This is a genomic window from Bradyrhizobium barranii subsp. apii (assembly GCF_011516635.5).
Taxonomy (GTDB): domain Bacteria; phylum Pseudomonadota; class Alphaproteobacteria; order Rhizobiales; family Xanthobacteraceae; genus Bradyrhizobium; species Bradyrhizobium barranii.
Genome location: NZ_CP096255.1, coordinates 3,710,489 through 3,732,324, shown reverse-complemented (window position 1 = coordinate 3,732,324; position 21,836 = coordinate 3,710,489). Strand labels below are relative to the sequence as shown.

The window sequence follows — 21,836 nt, the reverse complement described above, 5'->3', positions numbered from 1 at the left end:
CCTCCGCGGTCATAGTCCATGACGCCGGCTGCGTTCGGCACGCAGCGATGTGCCGACAAATCCGACATCCTCGATCCCGCGCGAAATTTCCCTTGCACAGAGCCACAGCGTCACCGCGGCGGCACCGATCGCGGCCAGCCCCGAGATCAGAACAGGATTGGGACAGAATATGACGAGAAGATTATCGAGTGGAACGGACCCGGTTGGCCAGCGCGGACTGCAAGAAGATGCCAGAGCCAAACCGCACAGCAGGATGGTGACAGCATTCGCTCCAGCCAGGGCGACCACGACGATCGCAAGACCCTTCTTCATGGAGAGGACGAGATCAACCACCTTCACGACCGCACAGCATGCGACCACGACAACGATGGCCAGGCCCCATCCGGAAATCCCGGCGGCGATGGCCTGACCGCTCCAAGCCCACGCAGCAGCAACACAGGCCAACAGAGTGAGATTGACCTTCACGGCTTCGGGAAATTTGCAACGAAGCGCGTAAGGATTCGCCTTCTCGATGAGGTCCAGCAATGCGCAGGCGATCAATCCGGCCGCAAAGCCGCCGAGATGGACGCCCCAGTCGATCCGCGAATTGCCGAGCGCAAACGCAATGTTCAATCCGATGTTGATGGCGAAGAAGTCGAACCTGACGTCGAGCTTGCCGAGGATCCACAGGCAGAGCAGCGCACCCAAAACGCCCGACGTGGCGCCGGACGCGCCGACGGTCAAATAGGGCGTGGAATGGATGCCATTGCCGATGACGGCGCCGAACACCATCGCGCAGAGATAGATGATGAGGAAATAGGCCGGTCCCACTCGCCGCTCGAGATGTCCGCCCCACAGCACGAGGCACAACATGTTCATGGTGAGGTGGACGAAGTTGACATGCAGGAAGCCATAGGCGAGCAGGCGCCAGTACTCATGCCGCGCGATTGCGCCCGAATACATGCCGCCATAGCGATACAGCAACTCTGCCGGCGCCGCCGGACTGCCTGCCTGGATGAAGCAGAATCCCGACGCCAGGACGGTCACCGTCATCAGCGCGTAAAGGGCCGCATGAGGAACTTCGAAGAAGCTGGCGCGGTTTGAGGGCATCGGCGATCGCAAGCGGTTGGCGTGGGAACGTCAACCTAGCCGAGCCGATTACTGATTGCTACTCCAGCGTGCGCGATCAGGCGGCGCCTACCGCCCCTCGAACTTCGGCTCACGCTTCTCCATGAACGCCTTCATGCCCTCGGCCATGTCCTGTGTCTTGAACAGCGGCAGAAGCTGGAGGTAGACGTGGTGAACGTGATCGGAGAAGTTCTCGTTGAGGCCCATCCGCATCATGCGCTTGGAGGCCTGCACCGCGAGCGGCGCGTTGGCTGCGATTTCGCGGGCGATGGCGCGGGCGCGGCCCATCAAGTCGGCATCCGGCACGACCTCGTTGGCGAGGCCCCATTCCAGACACTCGCGGGCGCTGAGCGTCCGGCCGGTGAAGGTCAGCTCGGAAGCCTTGGCCCAGCCGAGCATCCGAGGCAGCAGCCAGGTGCCGCCGGATTCCGGCACGACGCCGCGCTTGACGAAGGCCGCCGCAAGCTTCGAGGACTCCGCCATGATGCGGATATCGCAGCCGAGCGCGGTGTCCATGCCGTAACCGGCGGCGCCGCCGTTGACGGCGCAGATGGTCGGCTTGTCCATCGCCTGAAGCACGGTCGGCGGCGTGTTGCGCAGATTGATCGTGGTCGGCGACGACGCGGCACTGAGGCCATTGCCGTCGCGCTCCTGACGCAAATCGAGGCCGGCGCAGAATGCCCGCCCCTTGCCGGTGAAGATCACGACCCGGACGTTGCGGTCCTCATTGGCCTCGGTCAGCAGCCGCGCCAGATCGTTCAGCATCGGGCCGGAGATCGTGTTCATGCGCTCCGGCGCATTCAGCGTGATCACCGCGATGTGGTCGGCGACTTCGTACAGCACTTCCTTGGCAGCGTCGCTCATAATGAATGTTTCCCAGCGTGTCCCTCGTCGGGTGGGCAAAGGCGCGTTTGCGCCGTGCCTACCCTACGGGTTCTTTCTCAAATCTTCCGCCCCGCCTGCTCCCAATAGGGATCGCGGAGCCGGCGTTTGAAGATCTTTCCGGAGTCTTCGCGCGGCAGCCCAGCGCGGATATCGATATGCTTCGGCACCTTGTAGTCGGCGAGCGACGTCTTCAGCCTTGCACGGACATCGGACGCATCGAGCGTGACACCCGGTTGCGGTTCGACCACGGCCATCAGCGCCTCGCCGAACTCGGCATCGGGGATGCCGAACACGGCGCAATCATGCACGCCGGGCACAGCGTGGAGCACGGATTCGATCTCGGCCGGATAGATGTTGACCCCGCCTGAGATCACCATGTCGCGCTTGCGGTCGCAGATGAAGACGTAGCCGTCTTCGTCGATATAGCCGACGTCGCCGGAGGTGATGAAGCCGTCGCGGTCGATCTCGGCGCGCTTCTCCGGCTTGTTGTGGTAAGTGAAGTCAGCCATTTCGGCCATGCGGGAATAGATCTCGCCGATCTCGCCCACGCCCAGCACGCGGCCGTCATCGCCGATAAAGCGCAGCTCGGCGCCGGGCGAAATCCTGCCGACGGTGCCGGGCCTTTTGAGTGCATCCTCAGAGGTCGCGAAGGTGACGGCGCTGGATTCGGTCGAGCCGTAGAATTCGTAGATCACCGGCCCCCACCATTCGATCATCGCGCGCTTGACGTCGGCCGGACATGGCGCGGCGGCATGGATGATGTGGCGCAGCGACGAGACATCGTATTTCTTGCGGACCACCTCCGGCAGCTTCATCAGGCGAATGAACATGGTCGGGACCATGAAGATGGTGTCGATCTTGTATCGTTCGATCAGGTCCAGGAACTCCTCGGCCTCGAAGCGCGGCATCAGCACCAGCGCGCCGTCGAGCTTGCCGGCGCGGATGCCGAACGAGTTCGGCGCGGAGTGATAGAGCGGGCCCGGCAGGATCGCGCGGGCGCCGGGCTTGAGCCCATAGATCATCGCACGCATGCGCTCGCCGGCCGCCGCCTGTTCCGGCGTGGGCGCATTGCGCCGCACGCCCTTGGGATGGCCTGTCGTCCCCGAGGTGTAGATCATGTTCATGGGCTGCGGCACGACCGGGCGTCATAGGGCTGGTGTTGCGCAAGCCAGGACTCGAAATCGATCGCGAAGTCCGGCTTCACCAGATGATCGGGATCGATCTTGTAGTTGGACAGGATCTCCGGCGGGGTCGGCACGCTGAGCACGGTGACGCCTTTCGGGATCACATCGCGCAGGACGTGCAGCATGTCGGCATGCCCGATCAGCACGGACGTGCCGGTGTCGTTGAGGATGTAGTTGATCTCCTCCGGCTTGAAGTGCCAGTTGATCGGCACGCCATAGGCCCCGAGCCGCATCGCGGCGTAGGCGGCTTCGAGGAAGGCGATGTCGTTGCGCATCAGCATGCAGACGCAATCGCCCTGCTTGACGCCGATTTTGCTGAGGCCGCTCGCGATGCGATCCGCGCGGTTGGCGACTTCGGCGTGGGTACGGCGGCGGGCGCCGGAGACGATGCCGAGGAATGGGGACGTTTCGCTCATTTTTGTTTTTCTTTGTTGTTTAGCGACGTTGCCAGTTAGTCGTCATCACCGGGCTTGTCCCGGTGATCCACGTTCTTGCTTGCCGCTTCTGACCAAGAACGTGGATGGCCGGGACATCTAGCGCGAAGACGCGCTTCGCGCTTCTGCCCGGCCATGACGGAGAGCCTGTCAGTCTACATACCTCGCCTCGCGCTTCTCCAGATTGGAGCGCACCGCTTCGGTCTGGTTCGCACTGCCGATCAGCTTCTGCTGCTCGACCGACTCGGCGAGCAGCGCCGGGCCCGGATCGACCGAGAGATTGTTGAGCAGGCGCTTTGCGGCGCGGATCGCATCGGGGCTCTTGCCGGCGATTTCGCGCGCGACTTCGAGAGCCGTGGCGCGGGGGTCGTCGCAGATGCGCGTCGCGAGGCCGTAGCTCATCGCCTCCTGTGCGGAGAAGATGCGGCCGGTGTAGGTGAGATCGCGCAAAATGTCGTCGCGCACGAGCGAGGCCAGGATCGGCGTGCCGGCCATGTCGGGCACGAGGCCCCATTTGATCTCCATCACCGACATCCGCGCATCGGCCGAGAGAAAGCGCATGTCGGCACCGAGCGAGAGCTGGAACCCACCGCCGAAAGCGACTCCGTGCACGGCCGCGATCACGGGAACCGGCAACTGGCGCCATCCCCACACCGCCTGTTGCGGAAAGTTCGCATGGCCATGCGTGCGCTTGGTGAGATCGCGATTTTCGCCACCCGGAATTCCGTTCCCGCCTGTCTCCTTCATGGCGGCAAAACGCCCCATGTCGAGACCGGCGCAGAAGGCGCGGCCTTCGCCCGAGAGCACGACGACACGCACGCGCTTTTCCTTCGAAAGCCGGTCGGTTGCGGCAACAAGGGCCTCGAACATCGCCTGATCGAGCGCATTCATCTTGTCGGCGCGCACCAGCCGCACGTCGGCGACGCCTTCCGAGATCGAGACGCGCTCTTCCATGGATGAATTCTCCCCTGTTCTTGTTCAGTGCCGCTTTACAGGAAGCCAGCGGCCGGATTTAGTCAATCGACCAATTAACTGACAATCCGTACGGGAGAAACAGCCATGTTCAAGGAAAATCTTCTGGCCGGCAGGAACATCCTTGTCACCGGTGGTGGCACCGGACTCGGCAAGTCGATGGCGGCGCGCTTCCTCCAGCTTGGAGCAGAGGTGCACATCTGCGGCCGGCGCAAGATCGTGTGCGACGAGACCGCGACCGAGCTGATGGACCTGCATGGTGGCCGCGTCACCAGCCACGGCGTCGACATCCGCAACGCCCTCGCGGTCGAAGAGATGATCGAGACCATCTTTCGTGACGCTCCCCTCACCGATCTCATCAACAACGCGGCCGGCAATTTCATCTCGCGCAGCGAGGAACTCTCGCCGCGCGGCTTCGATGCCGTCGCCAACATCGTGATGCACGGCACGTTCTATGTGACCCATGCCGTCGGCAAGCGCTGGATCGCCTTGAAGCAGCCCGGCAATGTCGTTTCCATCACCACGACCTGGGTGCGCAACGGCTCGCCTTACGTGGTGCCGTCGGCGATGAGCAAGTCGGCGATCCACGCCATGACGATGTCGCTCGCGACCGAATGGGGCCGCTACGGCATCCGCCTCAACACCATCGCGCCGGGCGAGATCCCGACCGAGGGCATGAGCAAGCGCATCAAGCCCGGCGACGAAGCCGGCGCGCGCACCAAGGCGATGAACCCGATGAGCCGCGTCGGCACCATGGAGGAATTGCAGAACCTCGCGGTGTTCCTGATCTCCGGCGGCTGCGACTGGATCAGCGGCGAGACCATCGCGATGGACGGCGCGCAGGCGCTGGCGATGGGCGGCAATTTCTACCAGCTCCGCGACTGGAGCGACGACGACTGGAAAACCGCGCGCGAGAGCATCATGGCGCAGAACGAGAAGGACCGGGCGAAGCGGGGGTGATGCACCCACCGCTGTCGTCCCGGGGCGCGCATAGCGCGAGCCCGGGACCCATAACCCCAGGATGAGGTTTGGCGAAGACTCATAACCCCGATCTCGCGCCACAACTCCTCCCTGTGGCTATAGGTCCCGGATCTCCGCTCCGCTCCGCTGCGCTTGTCCGGGACGACAGCGGGGGGCCCCTCCCATCTTGTCTTCACCCGCGGATGACGCCACACTCCCAGGCATAAAAACAAGACGCCACGGGAGAGACATGTCCACCACACAGCCATTGGCGAATCTCGCCGACATGGTGCGCGAGCGCGCGACCAGCCGCGGCAACGCGACCGCCTACGAGTTCGAGGGCCGCGTCACCAGCTTTGCCGAGTTTAACGTCAAGACCAACAAGGTCGCCAACGCGTTGATCGCGATGGGCGTGGAGAAGGGCGACCGCATCGCCTATCTCGGCAAGAACAGCGATCTCTATTTCGAGCTGCTGATGGGCGCGATGAAGGCCGGCGTGGTGATGGCGCCGGTGAACTGGCGTCTCGCCGGGCCCGAGGTCGCGTTCATCGTTGCGGATTGCAACGCGCCGGTGCTGTTCGTCGGGCCGGAGTTCATCGCGCAGGTCCGCCAGATCAAGGACCAGCTGCCTGGCGTGCGCACTGTCATCACCACCGAAGGCGGCGCGCCGGAATGGCAGGATTTTACGGCCTGGCGCGATGCGCAGAGCGGCGATGATCCCAGGGTGCCGATCGACACCAGGGACATCGCAATCCAGCTTTATACGTCGGGCACCACAGGCAAGCCCAAGGGCGCGATGCTGTCGCATGCGAACTTCCTCAACCTCGTGCAAACCGGCAATGCCGCGGACAAGCCGGAGTGGAACCGGTGGTCCACCGACGACGTGTCGCTGGTGGCGATGCCAATCTTCCATATCGGCGGCTCCGGCTGGGGCGTGATGGGCCTTTATCACGGCGCCCGCGGCGTGATCGCGCGCGAGTTCGATCCGACCAAGGTGCTGGATTTCTTCGAGCAGTCGGGCATCACCAAGCTGTTCATGGTGCCGGCGGCGATGCAGTTCGTGGTACGGCAGCCGCGCGCGAAGACGGTCGATTTCTCGCGCCTGAAATACATGCTGTATGGCGCCTCGCCCATTCCGGCGGCGCTGCTGAAGGAATGCATCGAGATCTTCAAATGCGGCTTCGTGCAGATGTACGGCATGACCGAGACGACAGGCACCATCGTCGCGCTGCCGCCGGAGGACCACGTCGAGGGCCTCGAGCGGATGCGCTCGGCCGGCAAGGCGCTGCCGGGCGTCGAGATCGCGACGCGCTCGGGCTCCAACATGGCCGGCTATTGGAATTTACCGGAGGCGACCGCCTCGACCCTGCGCGGCGATGGCTGGCTGCGCACGGGCGACGCCGGCTACATGGACGAGGACGGCTATCTCTACATCCACGACCGCATCAAGGACATGATCATCTCCGGCGGCGAGAACATCTACCCGGCCGAGGTCGAGAGCGCGCTGTGCGATCATCCTGACGTCGCCGAGGCCGCCGTGATCGGCGTGCCCGACGACAAATGGGGCGAAGCCGTGAAGGCCGTCGTGGTGATGAAGCCCGGCAAGCAGGCGACCGCCACCGACATCATCAACTTCACCCGCGAACGTATCGCTGGATTCAAGACACCGAAGAGCGTGGAGTTCTTGCCGGCGCTGCCGCGGAATCCGTCAGGCAAGATCTTGCGGCGGCAGCTGAGGGAGCCGTATTGGGTAGGGAAGGACCGACGGGTGAATTAGCCCCGCTCTATCCGCGTCGTCGTCCCGGGGCGCGCGCAGCGCGAGCCCGGGACCCATAACCACAGGGTGGAGTTTGGCGAAGACACGGAGTTGCCGTCTCGCCTCAAACTACTCCCTGGGGTTATGGGTCCTCCCCGCATTCGCGGGGACGACTCGGGGAGAGATCGCAGCGTCTCTCTAATGCTTCCCCGGCCCCATATACCCGAATAAGAACCCCGCCACCTTCCGCATCTGGATCTCCTCACTCCCCTCCGTGATGCGATAGCGGCGGTGGTGGCGGTAGATGTGCTCGAACGGCTTGTGGCGTGAATAGCCCATGCCGCCGTGGACCTGCATGGCACGGTCGGCGGATTCGCAGCAGAGGCGGTTTGCCCAGTAGTTGCACATGGAGACGCGGTCGGAGAGCGTGCGCTCGATCTGCTCCTCATTGAGCTGGTCCATCTCCCAGGCTGTCTTGCGGATCAACAGGCGCAGCATCTCGGCTTGGGTCGCGAGCTCGACCAGCGGAAACTGGATCGCCTGGTTCTCGGCGAGCGCCTTGCCGAACGGCTTTCGCTCGCGCGCGTACTTCACACTCTCGTTGATGCAGTAGACGGCGGCGCCGAGCGAGCTTGCCGCCTGGCGGATGCGGTTCTGGTGGACAAAGCACTGCGCCAGCGACAGGCCGCGGCCGACTTCGCCGAACAGCGCGTCCTCCGGCACGAACACGTCCGTAAAACTGACGCGGGGATGGTCGGTCGGCATGTTGAAGGTCCACATGTACTCCTCGACCTTCACGCCATGGCTCTTGGCCGGCACCAGGAAGCAGGTGATGCCGCGCGCATCGCCGTCATTGCCCGAGGTGCGCGCGAACAGCGCGCAATGCGTGGCGACGTGCATGCCGGTCGTCCACATCTTCTCGCCGTTGATGATCCAGCCCTTGACGTTGTCGCGGGTCGCGGGCACCGCGCGCGTCTCCATGTGCGTCGCGTCCGAGCCGTGATGCGGCTCCGTCAATCCAAAGGTGATGCGGTACTTGCCCCTGATCGAGCCGTCGATCATCGCCTTCTGGTCGTCGCGGCCATAGCGATCGAGCATGGTGACAACAGGGAAATTGCCGACGATGGAGTGCTCGTTCTGGAGATCGTTGTGCAGGCCGAGACCCCTGGCGGCAAAGTGCTCGCGGATCACGGCCATCCAGAGGTTGGAGCCGTCCTTGCCGCCATATTGCTTTGGCACCGGAAAGCGCAGATGGCCGGCGGCGTCCGCGAGATCCTTGGCCTTGCGCAGCAGCGCTTCCCACTCATGTCGTGGCAGGCCGCCATTGTCGAAATCGGTGCGCGCCCATTCGCGGCGATGGTCGAAGAAGCGGATGTTGTCGTCGGCCTGTTCGAGCGGCTTGATCTCGCGTTCGATGAATCGATCGAGCTCTCCGAGATAGGCGACGAGATCGGCAGGCAATGAGAAATCCACGGCTCTCTCCCGGAGTAGTTTTGTCGTTTTGCGTTAAGGCGCTAACCGCGCTTTTTGCTTCGCACGATTAAGGTGAGAAGTGCGCGCGCAAGTCAAGCAAGGCAAGGCGTGTGACAGGCGCAAGGCGCGCCCGCGCAATTCGATGGTGTCGCGGCGCCGACGCGCGCTAGTATGTCCGCAATATTCCTTCACGAGAAAATGCGGGAGCACGCGATGGATCTGAAATTCTCAAAGGTGGAACGCAAGGGGCCGATCACGATCATCACGCTGTCGCGGCCCGAGGTCTACAACGCGCTGCACATCGATGCGCATTTCGAGCTCAACAAGGTGTTCGACGATTTCTCCGCCGATCCCGAGCAGTGGGTCGCGGTCGTCACCGGCGCCGGCGACAAGGCGTTCTGCGCCGGCAACGATCTGAAGTGGCAGGCGGCGGGCGGCAAGCGCGGCTGGGACAAGGGCGGCTTTGCCGGCCTCACCTCGCGCTTCGACTGCGACAAGCCGATCATCGCCGCGGTCAACGGCGTCGCCATGGGCGGCGGCTTCGAGATCGCGCTCGCCTGCGACCTGATCATCGCGTCCGAGAACGCGACCTTCGCCCTGCCCGAGCCACGTGTCGGCCTTGCTGCGCTTGCCGGCGGCCTGCACCGGCTGCCGCGCCAGATCGGGCTCAAGCGCGCCATGGGCATGATCCTCACCGCGCGCCATGTCAGCGCCAAGGAGGGCCACGAGCTCGGCTTCGTCAACGAGGTGGTGCCGCAAGGCGAGGCCCTGTTGGGCGCGCTGCGCTGGGCGGAGATGATCACCAAGAACTCGCCGATGTCGATCCGGGCGTCGAAGCAGACCATCCAGAAGGGGCTCGCCGTGTCACTGAAACAGGCGATCGAGGAGCAGCGCGAATATCCGGCGGTGAAGGCGATGGTGGCTTCGCAGGATTACATCGAGGGCCCGAAGGCGTTCTCGGAGAAGCGGCCGCCGAAATGGGTGGGGAAGTAGAGTGCCGCTCTCTTCGTCACTACGACGGATGCCCCAACACCACAGGTGTCATGCCCCGGCTTGACCGGGGCATCCAGTACGCCGCGGCTTCAACGTATCTCACTGCCGTCTCTGGAATACTGGATCGCCCGCCCCTGTGCGCAATTGCGCACTAGGCGGGCGATGACAGCGGAGAATATCGCACCGCCTACCCGCCTCGTCCCAATTCCCGCTTGTAAGACGCGTAGTTCGGCTGATCGACCGCGAGCTTGTCCATCGTGGTCGCCCAAAGATGCTCAGCGAGGCCAGGCGTTGCCAGATCAACCTCACCCTTGGCGATGCGATCGGCGAGCGCGCGGTTGAGATCGGTGACCGAGCCGTCCATGCCCAGCAGCGCGCGCAGCCGCTCCACCTCCTTCGCGTCGCTCCTCTCCTCCTGCGTCAGCTGCCGCGTGACGAGGTCGAGGATGTTGACGGCGACGCGCAGCATGAAGGCCTGATGACCGGAAATCAGCGGCGTGATGTCGTTGCGGAGGAAATCGGCGACCGCCTTGGTCAGCTCGGTCGGTGTCGGTTCGTCCTGCATGTGTCAGCTCCCGCGCGGCGCCAACAGCCGCAACAGATCGATCTCGGTCTCGCTGGCGCGGCGGCCGATCATGGCGCGTTCCATCGAATGGTCAGGCCCCTCGCGGAACCGCTGCATCATGCCGCCGCACATGATGCCCCAGCGCAGTGTGCCCATCACTTCCCAGAATTTGACGCGCACCGGATCGCATTTGCGGCCCGCGGCCTCATAGCCGGCGAACAACTCCTCGCGTGTGCCAAAACCGCCCACCGGCTTGTCGATCTCACCAAAACGCCAGGAATTGACGCAGACCCAGCCGAGATCCTCCATGGGATCGCCGAGATGGGCGAGCTCCCAGTCGAGCACGGCGCGGACGCCGTCGGCGCCGATGATGAGATTGCCGTTGCGGAAATCGCCGTGCACCAGCGTGGTCTCGGCCGAGGGGCCGGGATCATGGTCGCGCAGCCAGCGCAGCGCCAGCTCGAACACGGGCTTGGGCCAGTTCAGGCTGCGATAGTCGCGCTCGAACTCGCCGATCTCCTGAGTCGCGGACCGGCTGCGCAGCTCGGGCAGCTTGTCCTGCGGCAGCCTGTGCAGGCCGGCGAGCACGCCGCCGATCTGCCGCGCGAGACGCGGCCGCGCCGCCGCATACTCATCATCGCGAAGAATCTTGCGGGCGATGGTTTCGCCCTCGACCCGCTGCATGATGAAGCCGGTGCCGAGATTTTCGTCCGGCGTCAGCACATGCATGACGCGCGGCGACGGCACGCCCGCCTCATAGGCAAGCTGCATCAACTGCGCTTCGGCGCCGAGACCGGCCGCCCGCGTCGGCGCGGCGCCATAGCCCTTCGGCGAGCGGCGCAGGATCGCCCCGATCGGCCCATCGGGATGCTCGATGTCGAAGCGCCAGGTTTCCTGGCTGGCGCCGCCGGACAGTTTTGCCGCGCCGGTGACGCCGGTCGCCCCTTCGCACCAGCGCGCGACGCTGCGGGAGAGCTCGGCCTCGATCATTTGCCTTTGAACTGCGCCGGGCGCTTCTCCAGGAACGCGCCAACGCCTTCACGGAAATCGTCCGTGTCGCCGGCACGCAGCTGGCACTGGAATTCGAGATTGAGCTGATCCTCGAACGAATTTTCGGGGCTGTCCCAGTAGAGCTTGCGGATCAGCGACAGCGCGACCGTCGGGCCGCTCGCGAGATCGCGCGCGAGCTTCATCGCCTCCTCCATCAGCACGCCGTCGTCATAGACGCGGTTGACGAGGCCCCATTCCAGCGCCTTCTCGGCCGGCAGGCGCTCGCCCATCAGCGACAATTCGACCGAACGCGCCCGGCCGATCAGGCGCGGCAGCAGCCAGGTCGAGCCGCAATCCGGCACCAGGCCGATGCGACGAAACGCTTGAAGAAAATAAGAGGACCGCGCGCACAAAATCATGTCGCCGAGCAGCGCGAAGCTCATGCCGGCACCGGCGGCCGGGCCGTTGACGGCAGTGACGATCGGGCAATGCAGATTGCGGATGCGGCGCAGGAAGGGATGAAAGCCGGTCTCGAGCGTCAGGCCGGCCTTGGTCTTCTTCGACTGGTTGTTGCGCCCTTGCAGATTCGCACCGGTGCAGAACGCCCGCCCCGCGCCGGTCAGTACCACGCAGCGGACCTCGCCCTTCTTCTCCTCGATCGCGTCGAGGGCATCGGAGAGGCCGCCCAGCATGTCCATGGAGACCGCATTCATCACCTCCTGATGGTCGAGCCGGAGGATCGCGACCGAACCATCGAAATCGAGCGTGACGTGTTTGAACTGCATGGTTTCCTCGTCAGTTGGTACTAGCGATGTTTCGCAGACCGGAATTAGTTTTGCCGGGGCGCATATTTGATTTTTGTCGCGGCCTTGTCCATGGTGGTCCGAACATACCTTGTCGTCGTATCGCACAATCTTGCGCGCACAGGCTGGCGCGCGCCCGTGCCAAAAACAGGAAACGCGCCATGAACCTTTTCGACCTCAGCGGCCGCGTCGCCGTGATCACCGGCGGCAATGGCGGTATCGGGCTCGGCATCGCGCAGGCGCTCGCCGGCCAGGGCTGCAACGTCTCGATCTGGGGCCGCAATCCTGACAAGAACAAGGCTGCTGCCGCGAGCATGACGGGGCTATCCGGCAAGGTCGACACCCGCGTCTGCGACGTCACCGATCCCGCTTCGGTCAATGCCGCGATGAAGGCGACGCTCGACATTTTCGGGCGGGTCGACGGCTGCTTTGCCAATGCCGGCATCGGTGGCGGCGGCCGGCGCTCCTTCATCGAGCGCACCGAGGAAGAGTGGCGCACGATGTTTGCGACCAATCTGGACGGCGTGTTCCACGCGTTCCAGGCCGCCGCAAAACACATGACCGAGCGCGCCAATGCCGGCGATCCCTTCGGCCGGCTGGTCGCGACATCGAGCCTCGCCTCGATCTTCGGCACGGCGCGCAACGAGCATTATGCCGCGACCAAGGCCGCGATCAACGCGCTGGTGCGCGCGCTCGGCGTCGAACTGGCGCGTCACGGCGTCACCGCGAATGCGATCCTGCCCGGCTGGATCAAGAGCGACATGACCGCGGGCATCATGGCCAACGAGAAGTTCGTCGCCAATGTGATGCCGCGCATTCCGATGCGGCGCTTCGGCGAGGCCAGCGATTTCGGCGGCATCGCGGTATATCTGATGAGCAAGGCATCGTCGTATCACACCGCGGATACGTTCGTGATCGACGGCGGCTATACGGCGTTTTGATTTCTTGTAGGGTGGGCAAAGCCGCACTTGCGGCGTGCCCACCATAAGCGTTTTAGATTGTCGTGGTGGGCACGCTGCGCTTTGCCCACCCTACGATGCTAGTTTTTGTAAGCGCAGAAGGGGAATGGGCAAATGTTCTCACACATCATGATCGGCACCAACGACCTCGACAAGGCTAAGGCGTTCTACGACCAGCTGCTCGGCACGCTCGAGGTGCGCCCGGCCAGGGTCGACGGCCATCGCATCTTCTACATCACCAAGACCGGCGTGTTCTCGGTGACGAAGCCGATCAACGGCGAGGCCGCCACGTGTGCGAATGGCAGCACCATCGGCTTTGCCGCCAACTCGCCTGAGCAGGTCGACAAGTGGCACGCCACCGGTGTCGCCGCCGGCGGAACGCCGATCGAGAATCCGCCCGGCATCCGCGAGGGCGCAGGGAACAAGCTCTACATCGCTTATTTGCGCGACCTCGACGGCAACAAGATCTGCGCGATGCATCGGATGGCGAACTAGGCCAGCCACATCCACCGCTGTCATTCCTCGCCTTGTGCGCAATTGCGCACTGGAGCGGGGAATCCAGTACGCTGCGGCTTCTCGGTGAACCACAGACGTCACGGAGTACTGGATCGCCCGATTGAATCGGGCGATGACAGCGGAGATTGGCGCGCGGACACACCGAAACTGCGACCCCGTTCAAACAACATTTCAAACGCGCTCGCGATATTCCATCGCATGGCATGGGTCGCCTGAAAAAATGCGCGCTCGCGCTTTGGCCGCGCTGCGACTATTCTGCGGCCCAACGCGATCTCAGTGACCCCGGGAGGAACAATGACAAAGCACGCCTACATACCCCGCACCACCAACTACACCCTCAATCCCGGCGACGAGCTCAACGATCTGCGCATGTCGGACCAGGTCCGGCCGCTCTACGATCACGTCAGGAAATTCATCCGCGACACCGTCGAGCCGATGTCGATCGAATTCGCCAAGGCCGGCGAAGGCAAGCAGGATCGCTGGAGCTTCACCCCGAAGCAGCTCGAGGTGCTCGAGGTCGCCAAGAACAAGGCCAAGAAGGAAGGTCTCTGGAACTTCTTCCTGCCCGACGACGAGACCGGACAGGGCCTGAAGAATCTCGACTACGCCTATATCGCCTCCGAGCTCGGCAAGAGTCCGCTGGCCTCCGAGACCATGAACTGTTCGGCGCCGGACACCGGCAACATGGAAGTGCTGGAGCGCGTCGGCACCAAGGAGCAGAAGGAGAAGTGGCTGAAGCCGCTGATGAACGGCGAGATCCGTTCGGCCTATGTCATGACCGAGCCGAACGTCGCCTCCTCCGACGCCAAGAACATTTCGACGACCGCAAAGCTCGTCGGCGACGAATGGGTCATCAACGGCGAGAAATATTACATCTCCGGCGTCGGCGATCCCCGCTGCAAAATCCTCATCGTGATGGTGAAGACCAATCCGGATGCGGCGCCGAGCAAGCAGCAGTCGCAGATCCTGGTGCCGCGCGACACGCCCGGCGTCGAGGTGCTCGGGCCCATGTACGTGTTCGGCCAGGACCACGCCCCGCGCGGCCACATGCACATGCGCTTCAACAACGTCCGTGTGCCCAAGGAGAACATGCTGCTCGGCGAAGGCCGCGGCTTCGAGATCTCGCAGCTCCGCCTCGGCCCGGGCCGCATCCATCACTGCATGCGCACCATCGGCAAGGCCGAGAAGGCGCTGGATCTGATGGTGCAGCGTGGCCTCACCCGTGAGGCCTTCGGCAAGAAGATCGCCCATCTCGGCGGCAACATGCAGATCATCGCGCAGGCCCGCTGCGAGATCGAGGCGATGCGGCTGATGGTGCTGAAGGCCGCCAAGGCCATGGACGTGCTCGGCAACAAGGAGGCCCGCGTCTGGGTCTCCATGGTCAAGGCCATGGTGCCGGAGCGCGCCTGCAAGATCATCGACCAGTCGATCCAGATGCACGGCGCCACCGGTATCTCGCACTGGACCCCGCTCGCCGAGATGTACCAGGACGTCCGCCATCTGCGCTTCGCCGACGGTCCGGACGAGGTGCACTGGATGGTGGTGGGACGCCACGAGCTGAGCATGGCGTAAAAGTCTCTGGCCTCTCCCCGCTCGGGAAGAGCGGTAGGGTGGGCAAAGGCGCGCTCTTCGCGCGCCGTGCCCACCATCGCGGCTTCGCAAGAAAGTGGTGGGCACGCTTCGCTTTGCCCACCCTACGAGAGTTTCACCCCCACGGAGCCACCATGGAATACGCCGCCAGCGACCTGACGCCACGCGAGCGCTACAAGGTGCTGACGTCCTTCATCCTGCCACGGCCGATCGCGTGGGTGACCTCGGTCGGGCCGACCGGCGTCGTCAACGCCGCGCCGTTCAGCTTCTTCAACGCCTTCTGCGAAGATCCGCCGCTGTGCATGTTCGCGGCGAACCGCAAGCCCAACGGCCAGGACAAGGACACGTTTCTCAACATCCAGCGCACCGGCGAGTTCGTGGTCAACCTCGCCGACGAGCCGCTGGCGAAGGCCATGCACGAGAGCAGCGGCGACTTTCCCCCTGAAGTGGGCGAGCCTGACTATCTCGGGCTGAAGCTCGCACCGTCGGCGAAGATCGCCGTGCCGCGGCTCGCCGACACGCCCTGGGCGATGGAGTGCAAGCTCTGGAAGATGATCGACGTCAACGACGATCGCCGGCTGATCATGGGCGAAGGCATCCACTTCCATATCCGCGACGAGCTGTGGGACGACAAGGCGATGCGGGTGCACATGGACCGCTATCACCCGATCGGCCGCATGTTCGCCGACCGCTACTGCCGCACGGATGATCGCGTGGTGTTTCCGGCCGCGGAAGGGGCGAAGAGGAAGTAGGCCGCGCCATCGCGCTCCCTCGCCCCGTTCTTACGGGGAGAGGGCTGGGGTGAGGGGCTGCTTCCGAGAAAACAGTGTGAGTTGGACTCGCGGAAAGTCCCCCTCACCCGAATTCGATCTTTGATCGAATTCGACCTCTCCCCGCAAGCGGGGAGAGGTGAAGCGAGCACCGTTTACGTCGCGGCCGGCTCGCCGATCTTGTCCTGCGTCTTGGTGTCGAAATCGCCGGCGTCGTGCCGCTCGTGGAGCTGGCTGGCGGGATCGCCGGAGACGCGGTTGACCATGCGGCCGCGCTTGACGGCCGGACGCTTGGCGATCTGGTCGGTCCAGCGCTGCACGTGTTTGTAGTCCTGCACCGACAGGAATTCGCCGGCGCCATAGACCAGCCCCTTGGCGAGCGCGCCGTACCAGGGCCACACCGCGATGTCGGCGATCGTGTACTCCTTGCCCGCGAGGTACTCGTTGTCGGCGAGGCGCCGGTCGAGCACGTCGAGTTGGCGCTTGACCTCCATCGCAAAGCGGTCGATGGCGTATTCGATCTTGGTCGGCGCGTAGGCATAGAAGTGACCGAAACCGCCGCCGAGATAGGGCGCGCTGCCCATCTGCCAGAACAGCCAGGACATCGCTTCGGTGCGGCTCTTGATGTCCTTCGGCAGGAAGGCGCCGAACTTCTCGGCGAGGTAGACCAGGATCGAGCCGGATTCGAACACCCGGACAGGCTCGGGACCGGAGCGGTCCACCAGCGCGGGAATTTTCGAGTTCGGGTTGATGTCGACAAAGCCGCTGCCGAACTGGTCGCCATTGCCGATCCTGATCAGCCAGGCATCGTATTCGGCGCCCTTGTGGCCGAGCGCCAGCAGCTCCTCCAGCATTACCGTGACCTTCACGCCATTCGGCGTCGCCAGCGAATAGAGCTGGAAGGGATGCTTGCCGACCGGCAGCTCCTTGTCGTGGGTCGCGCCGGCAATGGGGCGGTTGATGCTGGCGAACTGCCCGCCGTTCTCCTTGTTCCAGGTCCAGACTTTGGGCGGCACGTAGGCGGGGGCGTCGGTCATGCGGGGGCTCCGGCGAAAAGATGCGCCTGCATTAATTAGCCCGCGAATGGCCGATGGCAAGGGCGCAGAAATGCATTGCCGGGCGGGGCAACTCGACGTTTCGTCATGGCAGGCCACTTCCCCGCCGTCGTTCCGGGCCCAACGCTCCGCGCCGCCCGGGAATTACGATCGCAAAGAGCCAGGTTCAGGACGCGGCCGCCGTCAGCCCCCGCTCGGCCCGCCCCAGCAAAAACCCCTCATATCCCTTCGCCGCGACCTCGTCGCAGATCCGGCGGTAGACGCCGACGCCGCCGATATAGGGCATGAAGATGCGCGGCTTGCCGGGAATGTTGGCGCCCATGTACCAGGAATTGGCCTGCGGATAGAGCGTTCCGTGGGCGACCTCGTTGACATGGGCGACCCACTTGTCCTCGGCCTCCCCGCTTGCCTCCATGGTGGCAACATCCTGCCTGCGCATGTGAACGAGGCAATCGGCGATCCAGTCGACATGCTGCTCGATCGAGACGATCATGTTCGAGAGCACCGACGGACTGCCGGGGCCGGTGATGATGAAGAGGTTCGGAAAGCCCGCGCTCATCAGCCCGAGATAGGTCTTCGGGCCTTCCGCCCACTTTTCGTTCAGCGTCCGTCCGCCCGGGCCACTGATGTCGATCTTCGCGACCGAGCCGGTCATGGCATCGAAGCCCGTCGCCATCACCAGCGCGCCGACCTCGTGGTCCTTGCCTGCGACACGCACGGCATTCGCGGTGATCTCCTTGATCGGATTGGTCTTGATGTCGACCAGCGAGACGTTCGGCCGGTTGAAGGTCGCGAAATAATCCGTATCGATGCAGATGCGCTTGGTGCCGATCGGATGGCTGTTCGGCTGCAACAGCTTCGCGGTTTCGGGGTCCTTCACGATCTCGGCGATCTTGCCGCGCACGAAGTTCGCCGCGGTATCGTTCGCGGATCGCTCCAGGCCGAGATTGTTGTAGACATACATGAAGGTGAGCCCGCCGCGCTCCCAGCGCGCCGAATATTTGCCATTCCTGGTCTCATCGCTGTCGTCGAGTGCGCCGCGATCGGGTTGCTCGGCGAAAATGCCGTTGCGTGCGACTTCGCGGGCGAAACGGCGGATCTCCGGATAGGTCTTGCGGAAGTTGTCGCGTTCTTCGTCGGTCAGCGCGGCGTTGCGCGCAGGAATCGAAAAATTCGCCGTGCGCTGAAACACGGTGAGATGTCTTGCTTGTTCGGCGATGACGGGCGTCGATTGGATGCCAGACGATCCCGTCCCGATCAGGCCGACGCGCAAGCCCGTGAAGTCGACGTCTTCATGCGGCCAGTTGCCGGTGTGGTAGACCGGTCCCTTGAAGCTCTCAAGGCCCTTGATGTCAGGCTTGCGCGCGTTCGAGAGGCAGCCGGTCGCGAGCACGATGAACTGCGCCTCGACCGTCTGGCCGTCCGACGTCGTCACCGACCAGCACTTCGTGCGCGCGTCGAACGCCGCGCGCGCGACGCGGGTGTCGAACTGGATGTCACGGCGAAGATCAAAACGATCGGCAACGTGGTTGGCGTAGTTCAGGATCTCCGGCTGCGGCGCGTAGCGCTCGCTCCAGTCCCACTCCTGCTGAAGCTCTTCCGAGAACGAGTAGGAATACTGCATGCTCTCGACATCGCAGCGCGCGCCGGGATAGCGATTCCAGTACCAGGTGCCGCCGACGCCACCGCCCTGCTCATAGACGCGCGCCGAGAAGCCAAGACCGCGCAGGCGGTGCAGCATGTACATGCCGGCAAAGCCCGCGCCGACGACGACCACGTCGTAAGCTTTCAAGGCTTGGGCCTTCACGGTTCGGGCCGGACTCGCTTGCGCTGACGACATCGGTTGGCGCTCCCTCGCTGTTTTCTCTTTGTTTGCGCCAGCATTCTCACAGACTCACAAAAGCGCAAGAGACAAATCGGCGGGCTCTGGCCTGTTTATTTTGTGCAGCGGAATGGCTCATCCGCCGCGTGGCGTCTGCACGCAAGATGCGCGGCCAAATCCGGATTGGCATCGCTGGCGACGATGAGCTAGCTTCGAAGCGCCTTCGCTCAAGCAAAGCAACAACAGCAACGCGACGGCTGCCGGGAGAGAGCCATGAAATCGCCGATCTGCGACATGCTGGGCATCGAGTTCCCGCTGCTCGCATTCAGCCATTGCCGCGACGTCGTTGCCGCCGTCAGCCGCGCCGGCGGCTTTGGCGTGTTGGGCGCCACCGTGCACACGCCCGACACGCTCGAACGCGAGCTGAAATGGATCGACGAGCACGTCGACGGCAAGCCCTACGGCATCGACGTGCTGATCCCCGAAAACATCTCGACCGCAGGCGAGAAGGACGTCACCTGGAAGAGCCTGGAGGCGCGCGTGCCGCAGGAGCACCGCGCCTACACGCGCGACCTCCTGATGAAGTACGACATCGAGTTGACGACAAGTGATGTGGCCGACAACCAGCCGCAACCGTTCGACGCGAAGACCGCACTTCAGCTGCTCGAAGTCTCCTTCAACCATCCGATCCGATTGATCGCCAACGCGCTGGGCGTGCCGCCGAAGGCGATGATCGAGATGGGCAGGAAGCACGGCGTGCCGGTTGCCGCCCTCGTCGGCGCCAAGGAGCATGCGTTGCGCCAGGTCGCGGCCGGCGTCGACATTCTCGTGGTGCAGGGCACCGAGGCCGGCGGCATCATGACGGGACGGCAGATGGCCGCCTGCATGGCGATGGGCGCGGCTGGCGCCTGGACCGGTTCGGTGTGGCTCGCCACCGTCGAGGCCGAGACCACGGAGATCTTCCGCGAGAAGATGATCGCGGCGTCCTCGCGCGACGCGATCCGTTCGAAGGGGCGCACCGGCAAGCCGGCACGCCAGCTCCGCTCGGTCTGGACCGATGCCTGGGACCGCGCGCCGGAAAGCCCCGGCGCGCTGCCGATGCCGCTGCAAAGCGTCATCAGCCGCGACGCCTTCAACGCGATCGACCGCGCGGCGGCGAGCGGCAACGCCAAGGCGCGCGACCTCGTCAGCTATTTCGTCGGCCAGGGTGTCGGCCTGATCGACAGCGTGAAGTCGGCGGGCGCGGTGGTGCAGGAGTTCAAGGAAGAATTTGCCGAGGCCGTCGAGCACATGAATGCGCTGGTGGCGGAGTAGCATCCACATCGTCATTGCGAGCGAAGCGAAGCAATCCAGACTTCTTCCGCGGATACATTTCTGGATTGATTCGTCGCTACAGCGCAAAATTGCTTCGCAATTTTGTCGCGAGCTCCTCGCAATGACGAGACAACTAACATCGTGAATCGAGATTATGACTGACAACATCCCGGAAGACCGCATCCCCGTCATCGTCGGCATCGGCGAGATCATCGACCGACCCAAGGAGATTACCGACGGCCTCGAGCCGCTGGATCTGCTCGAACAGGCGCTACGGCGGGCCGAACAGGACGCCGACGCAAAGCTGCTTGGCGAGGTGCAGTCGCTCGACGTCGTCAACTTCCTGAGCTGGCGCTATCGCGATCCGGAGAAGCTTTTGGCGCAGCGGCTCGGCATTGCGCCTGCGCATTGCTATTACGGCCCGGTCGGCGGCGAGAGCCCGATCCGCTACCTCCACGAGGCGGCAAAGCGCATCGCGCGCGGCGAATGCACGGTGGCGGCAGTCTGCGGCGCGGAGGCGCAGTCGACCGCGACCAAGGCGGAGCGCGCCGGGGTCAAGCTACCCTGGACGCCGTTCGCCCATGACGTCGAGGAGCCCAAGCGTGGAGCGGCATTCCAGAAGCCGCTGGCGGTGAAGCTCGGCGTGTTCCGTCCCGTCACCGTTTATCCATTCTATGAGTCCGCCTCCTCCGCCCATTGGGGCCAGACGCCGCGCGAAGCCATGGCAGAGTCCGGCACGCTGTGGTCGCGCTACTCCGAGGCCGCCGCCGAAAATCCCAACGCCTGGCTGAAGCGGCGCCATGCGCCGGACGAGATCACGACGCCGACGGCCGACAACCGGCTGATCGCCTGGCCCTACAACAAGCTCATGGTCGCCAACCCCAGCGTCAACATGGGCGGCGCGCTGCTGCTCACCAGCCTCGCCAAGGCGCGCGCGGCCGGCATCGCGGAGGACAAGCTGGTCTACCCGCTTGGCGGCGCCTCGGCCGAAGAGCCGCGCGATTACCTCCTGCGCGATCAGTTCCATGAAAGCCATCCGCAGAATGCGGTGCTGAAGGCGGCGATGGATCTCGCCGGCGGCGACGGCAAGAAATTCGACGCGATCGAGCTCTATAGCTGCTTCCCCTGCGTGCCCAAGATGGCGCGGCGGACGCTGGGCCTCGGGGCCGACGTGCAGCCGACCGTGACCGGTGGCCTCACCTTCTTCGGCGCGCCGCTCAACACCTACATGACGCACGCGGCCTGCGCGATGGTGCGGCGTGTGCGCGATGGTGCCAAGCTCGGGCTGCTCTACGGCCAGGGCGGCTTCGTCACCAAGCACCACGCATTGGTGGTGTCGAAGACGCCGCGTGAGGCGCTGGCGCAGGAGACGAGCGTGCAAGGCGAGGCCGACCGCAACAAGCGCGCGGTGCCCGAGTTCGTCACGGAGGTCTCAGGCAAGGGCAAGGTCGAGAGTTTCACGGTGCTCTATGGCCGCGGCGGCGATGTCGAGCACGGCGTGGTGATGCTGCGGACGGAAGATGATCGACGCACCCTGGCGCGGATTCCGGCGAGCGACGCGGCGACGCTGGCGCATCTGCTCAACATGGATAGCACGCCGGTGGGTTCGCTCGGCGAGATCGCGATGGCCGCGGATGACGTGCCGGAGTGGCGGGTGGCGTAGCTTTCGTAGGGTGGGCAAAGGCGCT

General features: G+C 64.2%; 18 protein-coding genes and 1 pseudogene. 9 read left to right on the top strand and 10 right to left on the bottom strand.

Going from position 1 to position 21,836, the window contains the following annotated elements:
* Positions 1-9 precede the first annotated feature (9 nt).
* The 4 genes and pseudogenes from HAP41_RS17715 to HAP41_RS17700 all read right to left on the bottom strand — a co-directional run bounded on the left by HAP41_RS17715 (position 10) and on the right by HAP41_RS17700 (position 4,564).
* Complete coding sequence (locus HAP41_RS17715) at positions 10-1,089, bottom strand: rhomboid family intramembrane serine protease (RefSeq protein ID WP_166098965.1); 1,080 nt, start codon at positions 1,087-1,089, stop codon at positions 10-12.
* An 87-nt stretch (positions 1,090-1,176) separates the two neighbouring features.
* Positions 1,177-1,971 (bottom strand): enoyl-CoA hydratase/isomerase family protein, encoded by a 795-nt coding sequence (locus HAP41_RS17710; RefSeq protein WP_166098968.1) that lies wholly within the window; start codon positions 1,969-1,971, stop codon positions 1,177-1,179.
* A 77-nt stretch (positions 1,972-2,048) separates the two neighbouring features.
* Positions 2,049-3,592: pseudogene (locus tag HAP41_RS17705) on the bottom strand (acyl-CoA synthetase).
* Positions 3,593-3,760: 168 nt separating this feature from the next.
* The gene (locus HAP41_RS17700; protein WP_166098973.1) at positions 3,761-4,564 is read right to left on the bottom strand and encodes a crotonase/enoyl-CoA hydratase family protein; all 804 of its coding nucleotides are present in this window, start codon (positions 4,562-4,564) and stop codon (positions 3,761-3,763) included.
* Between the two features lie 105 nt (positions 4,565-4,669).
* Here HAP41_RS17700 and HAP41_RS17695 point away from each other — a divergent pair, with 105 nt between their 5' ends.
* Together HAP41_RS17695 and HAP41_RS17690 are read left to right on the top strand one after the other, a co-directional pair.
* Positions 4,670-5,542: an SDR family oxidoreductase gene (locus HAP41_RS17695; RefSeq protein ID WP_166098976.1), complete on the top strand. Its 873-nt coding sequence runs from the start codon at positions 4,670-4,672 to the stop codon at positions 5,540-5,542.
* 250 nt (positions 5,543-5,792) lie between these two features.
* Positions 5,793-7,319 (top strand): fatty acid--CoA ligase, encoded by a 1,527-nt coding sequence (locus HAP41_RS17690; protein ID WP_166098986.1) that lies wholly within the window; start codon positions 5,793-5,795, stop codon positions 7,317-7,319.
* Positions 7,320-7,496: 177 nt separating this feature from the next.
* Here the strand turns inward: HAP41_RS17690 and HAP41_RS17685 are convergent, their stop codons facing one another.
* Positions 7,497-8,771, bottom strand: coding sequence for an acyl-CoA dehydrogenase family protein (locus tag HAP41_RS17685; protein ID WP_166098989.1), 1,275 nt, complete (start codon positions 8,769-8,771; stop codon positions 7,497-7,499).
* 213 nt (positions 8,772-8,984) lie between these two features.
* Between HAP41_RS17685 and HAP41_RS17680 the strand changes: the two genes are divergently transcribed.
* Positions 8,985-9,764, top strand: coding sequence for an enoyl-CoA hydratase-related protein (locus HAP41_RS17680; protein WP_166098992.1), 780 nt, complete (start codon positions 8,985-8,987; stop codon positions 9,762-9,764).
* A gap of 187 nt (positions 9,765-9,951) precedes the next feature.
* Here HAP41_RS17680 and HAP41_RS17675 read toward each other — a convergent pair whose 3' ends face one another.
* Genes HAP41_RS17675 through HAP41_RS17665 form a run of 3 tightly spaced genes read right to left on the bottom strand, consistent with a single transcriptional unit; the run spans position 9,952 to position 12,104 of the window.
* On the bottom strand, positions 9,952-10,329 hold the full coding sequence (locus HAP41_RS17675) for a DUF6285 domain-containing protein (RefSeq protein ID WP_166098997.1): 378 nt from the start codon (positions 10,327-10,329) through the stop codon (positions 9,952-9,954).
* Between the two features lie 3 nt (positions 10,330-10,332).
* Complete coding sequence (locus HAP41_RS17670) at positions 10,333-11,319, bottom strand: phosphotransferase family protein (protein ID WP_166099000.1); 987 nt, start codon at positions 11,317-11,319, stop codon at positions 10,333-10,335.
* Complete coding sequence (locus tag HAP41_RS17665; RefSeq protein WP_028146899.1) at positions 11,316-12,104, bottom strand: enoyl-CoA hydratase/isomerase; 789 nt, start codon at positions 12,102-12,104, stop codon at positions 11,316-11,318. The genes HAP41_RS17670 and HAP41_RS17665 overlap by 4 nt, the downstream gene beginning before the upstream one ends.
* Positions 12,105-12,283: 179 nt before the next feature.
* On the opposite strand from HAP41_RS17665, the gene HAP41_RS17660 reads away from it, so the two are divergent.
* From HAP41_RS17660 to HAP41_RS17645, 4 genes are all read left to right on the top strand, one after another.
* Positions 12,284-13,063 (top strand): SDR family NAD(P)-dependent oxidoreductase, encoded by a 780-nt coding sequence (locus tag HAP41_RS17660; protein WP_028157159.1) that lies wholly within the window; start codon positions 12,284-12,286, stop codon positions 13,061-13,063.
* Between the two features lie 132 nt (positions 13,064-13,195).
* Positions 13,196-13,576 carry a VOC family protein gene (locus tag HAP41_RS17655; RefSeq protein WP_166099008.1) on the top strand — a complete coding sequence of 127 codons (381 nt, stop codon included), beginning with the start codon at positions 13,196-13,198 and terminating at the stop codon, positions 13,574-13,576.
* A gap of 315 nt (positions 13,577-13,891) precedes the next feature.
* Entirely contained in the window at positions 13,892-15,169 is a 1,278-nt protein-coding gene (locus tag HAP41_RS17650) for an acyl-CoA dehydrogenase family protein (protein ID WP_014496881.1), read from the top strand.
* Between the two features lie 152 nt (positions 15,170-15,321).
* Positions 15,322-15,939: a flavin reductase family protein gene (locus HAP41_RS17645; RefSeq protein WP_085403933.1), complete on the top strand. Its 618-nt coding sequence runs from the start codon at positions 15,322-15,324 to the stop codon at positions 15,937-15,939.
* A gap of 173 nt (positions 15,940-16,112) precedes the next feature.
* Here HAP41_RS17645 and yghU read toward each other — a convergent pair whose 3' ends face one another.
* Positions 16,113-16,994, bottom strand: coding sequence for a glutathione-dependent disulfide-bond oxidoreductase (yghU, locus tag HAP41_RS17640; RefSeq protein ID WP_166099027.1), 882 nt, complete (start codon positions 16,992-16,994; stop codon positions 16,113-16,115).
* 184 nt (positions 16,995-17,178) lie between these two features.
* Entirely contained in the window at positions 17,179-18,852 is a 1,674-nt protein-coding gene (locus HAP41_RS17635; protein ID WP_166099036.1) for a flavin-containing monooxygenase, read from the bottom strand.
* A gap of 255 nt (positions 18,853-19,107) precedes the next feature.
* Between HAP41_RS17635 and HAP41_RS17630 the strand changes: the two genes are divergently transcribed.
* Both HAP41_RS17630 and HAP41_RS17625 read left to right on the top strand, forming a co-directional pair.
* Positions 19,108-20,148 carry a nitronate monooxygenase gene (locus tag HAP41_RS17630; RefSeq protein ID WP_166099039.1) on the top strand — a complete coding sequence of 347 codons (1,041 nt, stop codon included), beginning with the start codon at positions 19,108-19,110 and terminating at the stop codon, positions 20,146-20,148.
* A 154-nt stretch (positions 20,149-20,302) separates the two neighbouring features.
* On the top strand, positions 20,303-21,811 hold the full coding sequence (locus HAP41_RS17625; protein WP_166099052.1) for an acetyl-CoA acetyltransferase: 1,509 nt from the start codon (positions 20,303-20,305) through the stop codon (positions 21,809-21,811).
* The last annotated feature ends 25 nt before the right edge of the window (positions 21,812-21,836 follow it).

Excerpts from the sequence above, each read along its gene's own strand:
- HAP41_RS17630 (WP_166099039.1), top strand. The coding sequence starts at position 19,108 with ATGAAATCGCCGATCTGCGACATGCTGGGCATCGAGTTCCCGCTGCTC.
- HAP41_RS17625 (WP_166099052.1), top strand. The coding sequence starts at position 20,303 with ATGACTGACAACATCCCGGAAGACCGCATCCCCGTCATCGTCGGCATC.
- HAP41_RS17650 (WP_014496881.1), top strand. The coding sequence starts at position 13,892 with ATGACAAAGCACGCCTACATACCCCGCACCACCAACTACACCCTCAAT.
- HAP41_RS17635 (WP_166099036.1), bottom strand. The coding sequence starts at position 18,852 with ATGTCGTCAGCGCAAGCGAGTCCGGCCCGAACCGTGAAGGCCCAAGCC.
- HAP41_RS17710 (WP_166098968.1), bottom strand. The coding sequence starts at position 1,971 with ATGAGCGACGCTGCCAAGGAAGTGCTGTACGAAGTCGCCGACCACATC.
- HAP41_RS17690 (WP_166098986.1), top strand. The coding sequence starts at position 5,793 with ATGTCCACCACACAGCCATTGGCGAATCTCGCCGACATGGTGCGCGAG.
- HAP41_RS17660 (WP_028157159.1), top strand. The coding sequence starts at position 12,284 with ATGAACCTTTTCGACCTCAGCGGCCGCGTCGCCGTGATCACCGGCGGC.
- HAP41_RS17680 (WP_166098992.1), top strand. The coding sequence starts at position 8,985 with ATGGATCTGAAATTCTCAAAGGTGGAACGCAAGGGGCCGATCACGATC.
- HAP41_RS17715 (WP_166098965.1), bottom strand. The coding sequence starts at position 1,089 with ATGCCCTCAAACCGCGCCAGCTTCTTCGAAGTTCCTCATGCGGCCCTT.
- HAP41_RS17665 (WP_028146899.1), bottom strand. The coding sequence starts at position 12,104 with ATGCAGTTCAAACACGTCACGCTCGATTTCGATGGTTCGGTCGCGATC.
- yghU (WP_166099027.1), bottom strand. The coding sequence starts at position 16,994 with ATGACCGACGCCCCCGCCTACGTGCCGCCCAAAGTCTGGACCTGGAAC.
- HAP41_RS17695 (WP_166098976.1), top strand. The coding sequence starts at position 4,670 with ATGTTCAAGGAAAATCTTCTGGCCGGCAGGAACATCCTTGTCACCGGT.
- HAP41_RS17655 (WP_166099008.1), top strand. The coding sequence starts at position 13,196 with ATGTTCTCACACATCATGATCGGCACCAACGACCTCGACAAGGCTAAG.
- HAP41_RS17645 (WP_085403933.1), top strand. The coding sequence starts at position 15,322 with ATGGAATACGCCGCCAGCGACCTGACGCCACGCGAGCGCTACAAGGTG.
- HAP41_RS17700 (WP_166098973.1), bottom strand. The coding sequence starts at position 4,564 with ATGGAAGAGCGCGTCTCGATCTCGGAAGGCGTCGCCGACGTGCGGCTG.
- HAP41_RS17675 (WP_166098997.1), bottom strand. The coding sequence starts at position 10,329 with ATGCAGGACGAACCGACACCGACCGAGCTGACCAAGGCGGTCGCCGAT.
- HAP41_RS17670 (WP_166099000.1), bottom strand. The coding sequence starts at position 11,319 with ATGATCGAGGCCGAGCTCTCCCGCAGCGTCGCGCGCTGGTGCGAAGGG.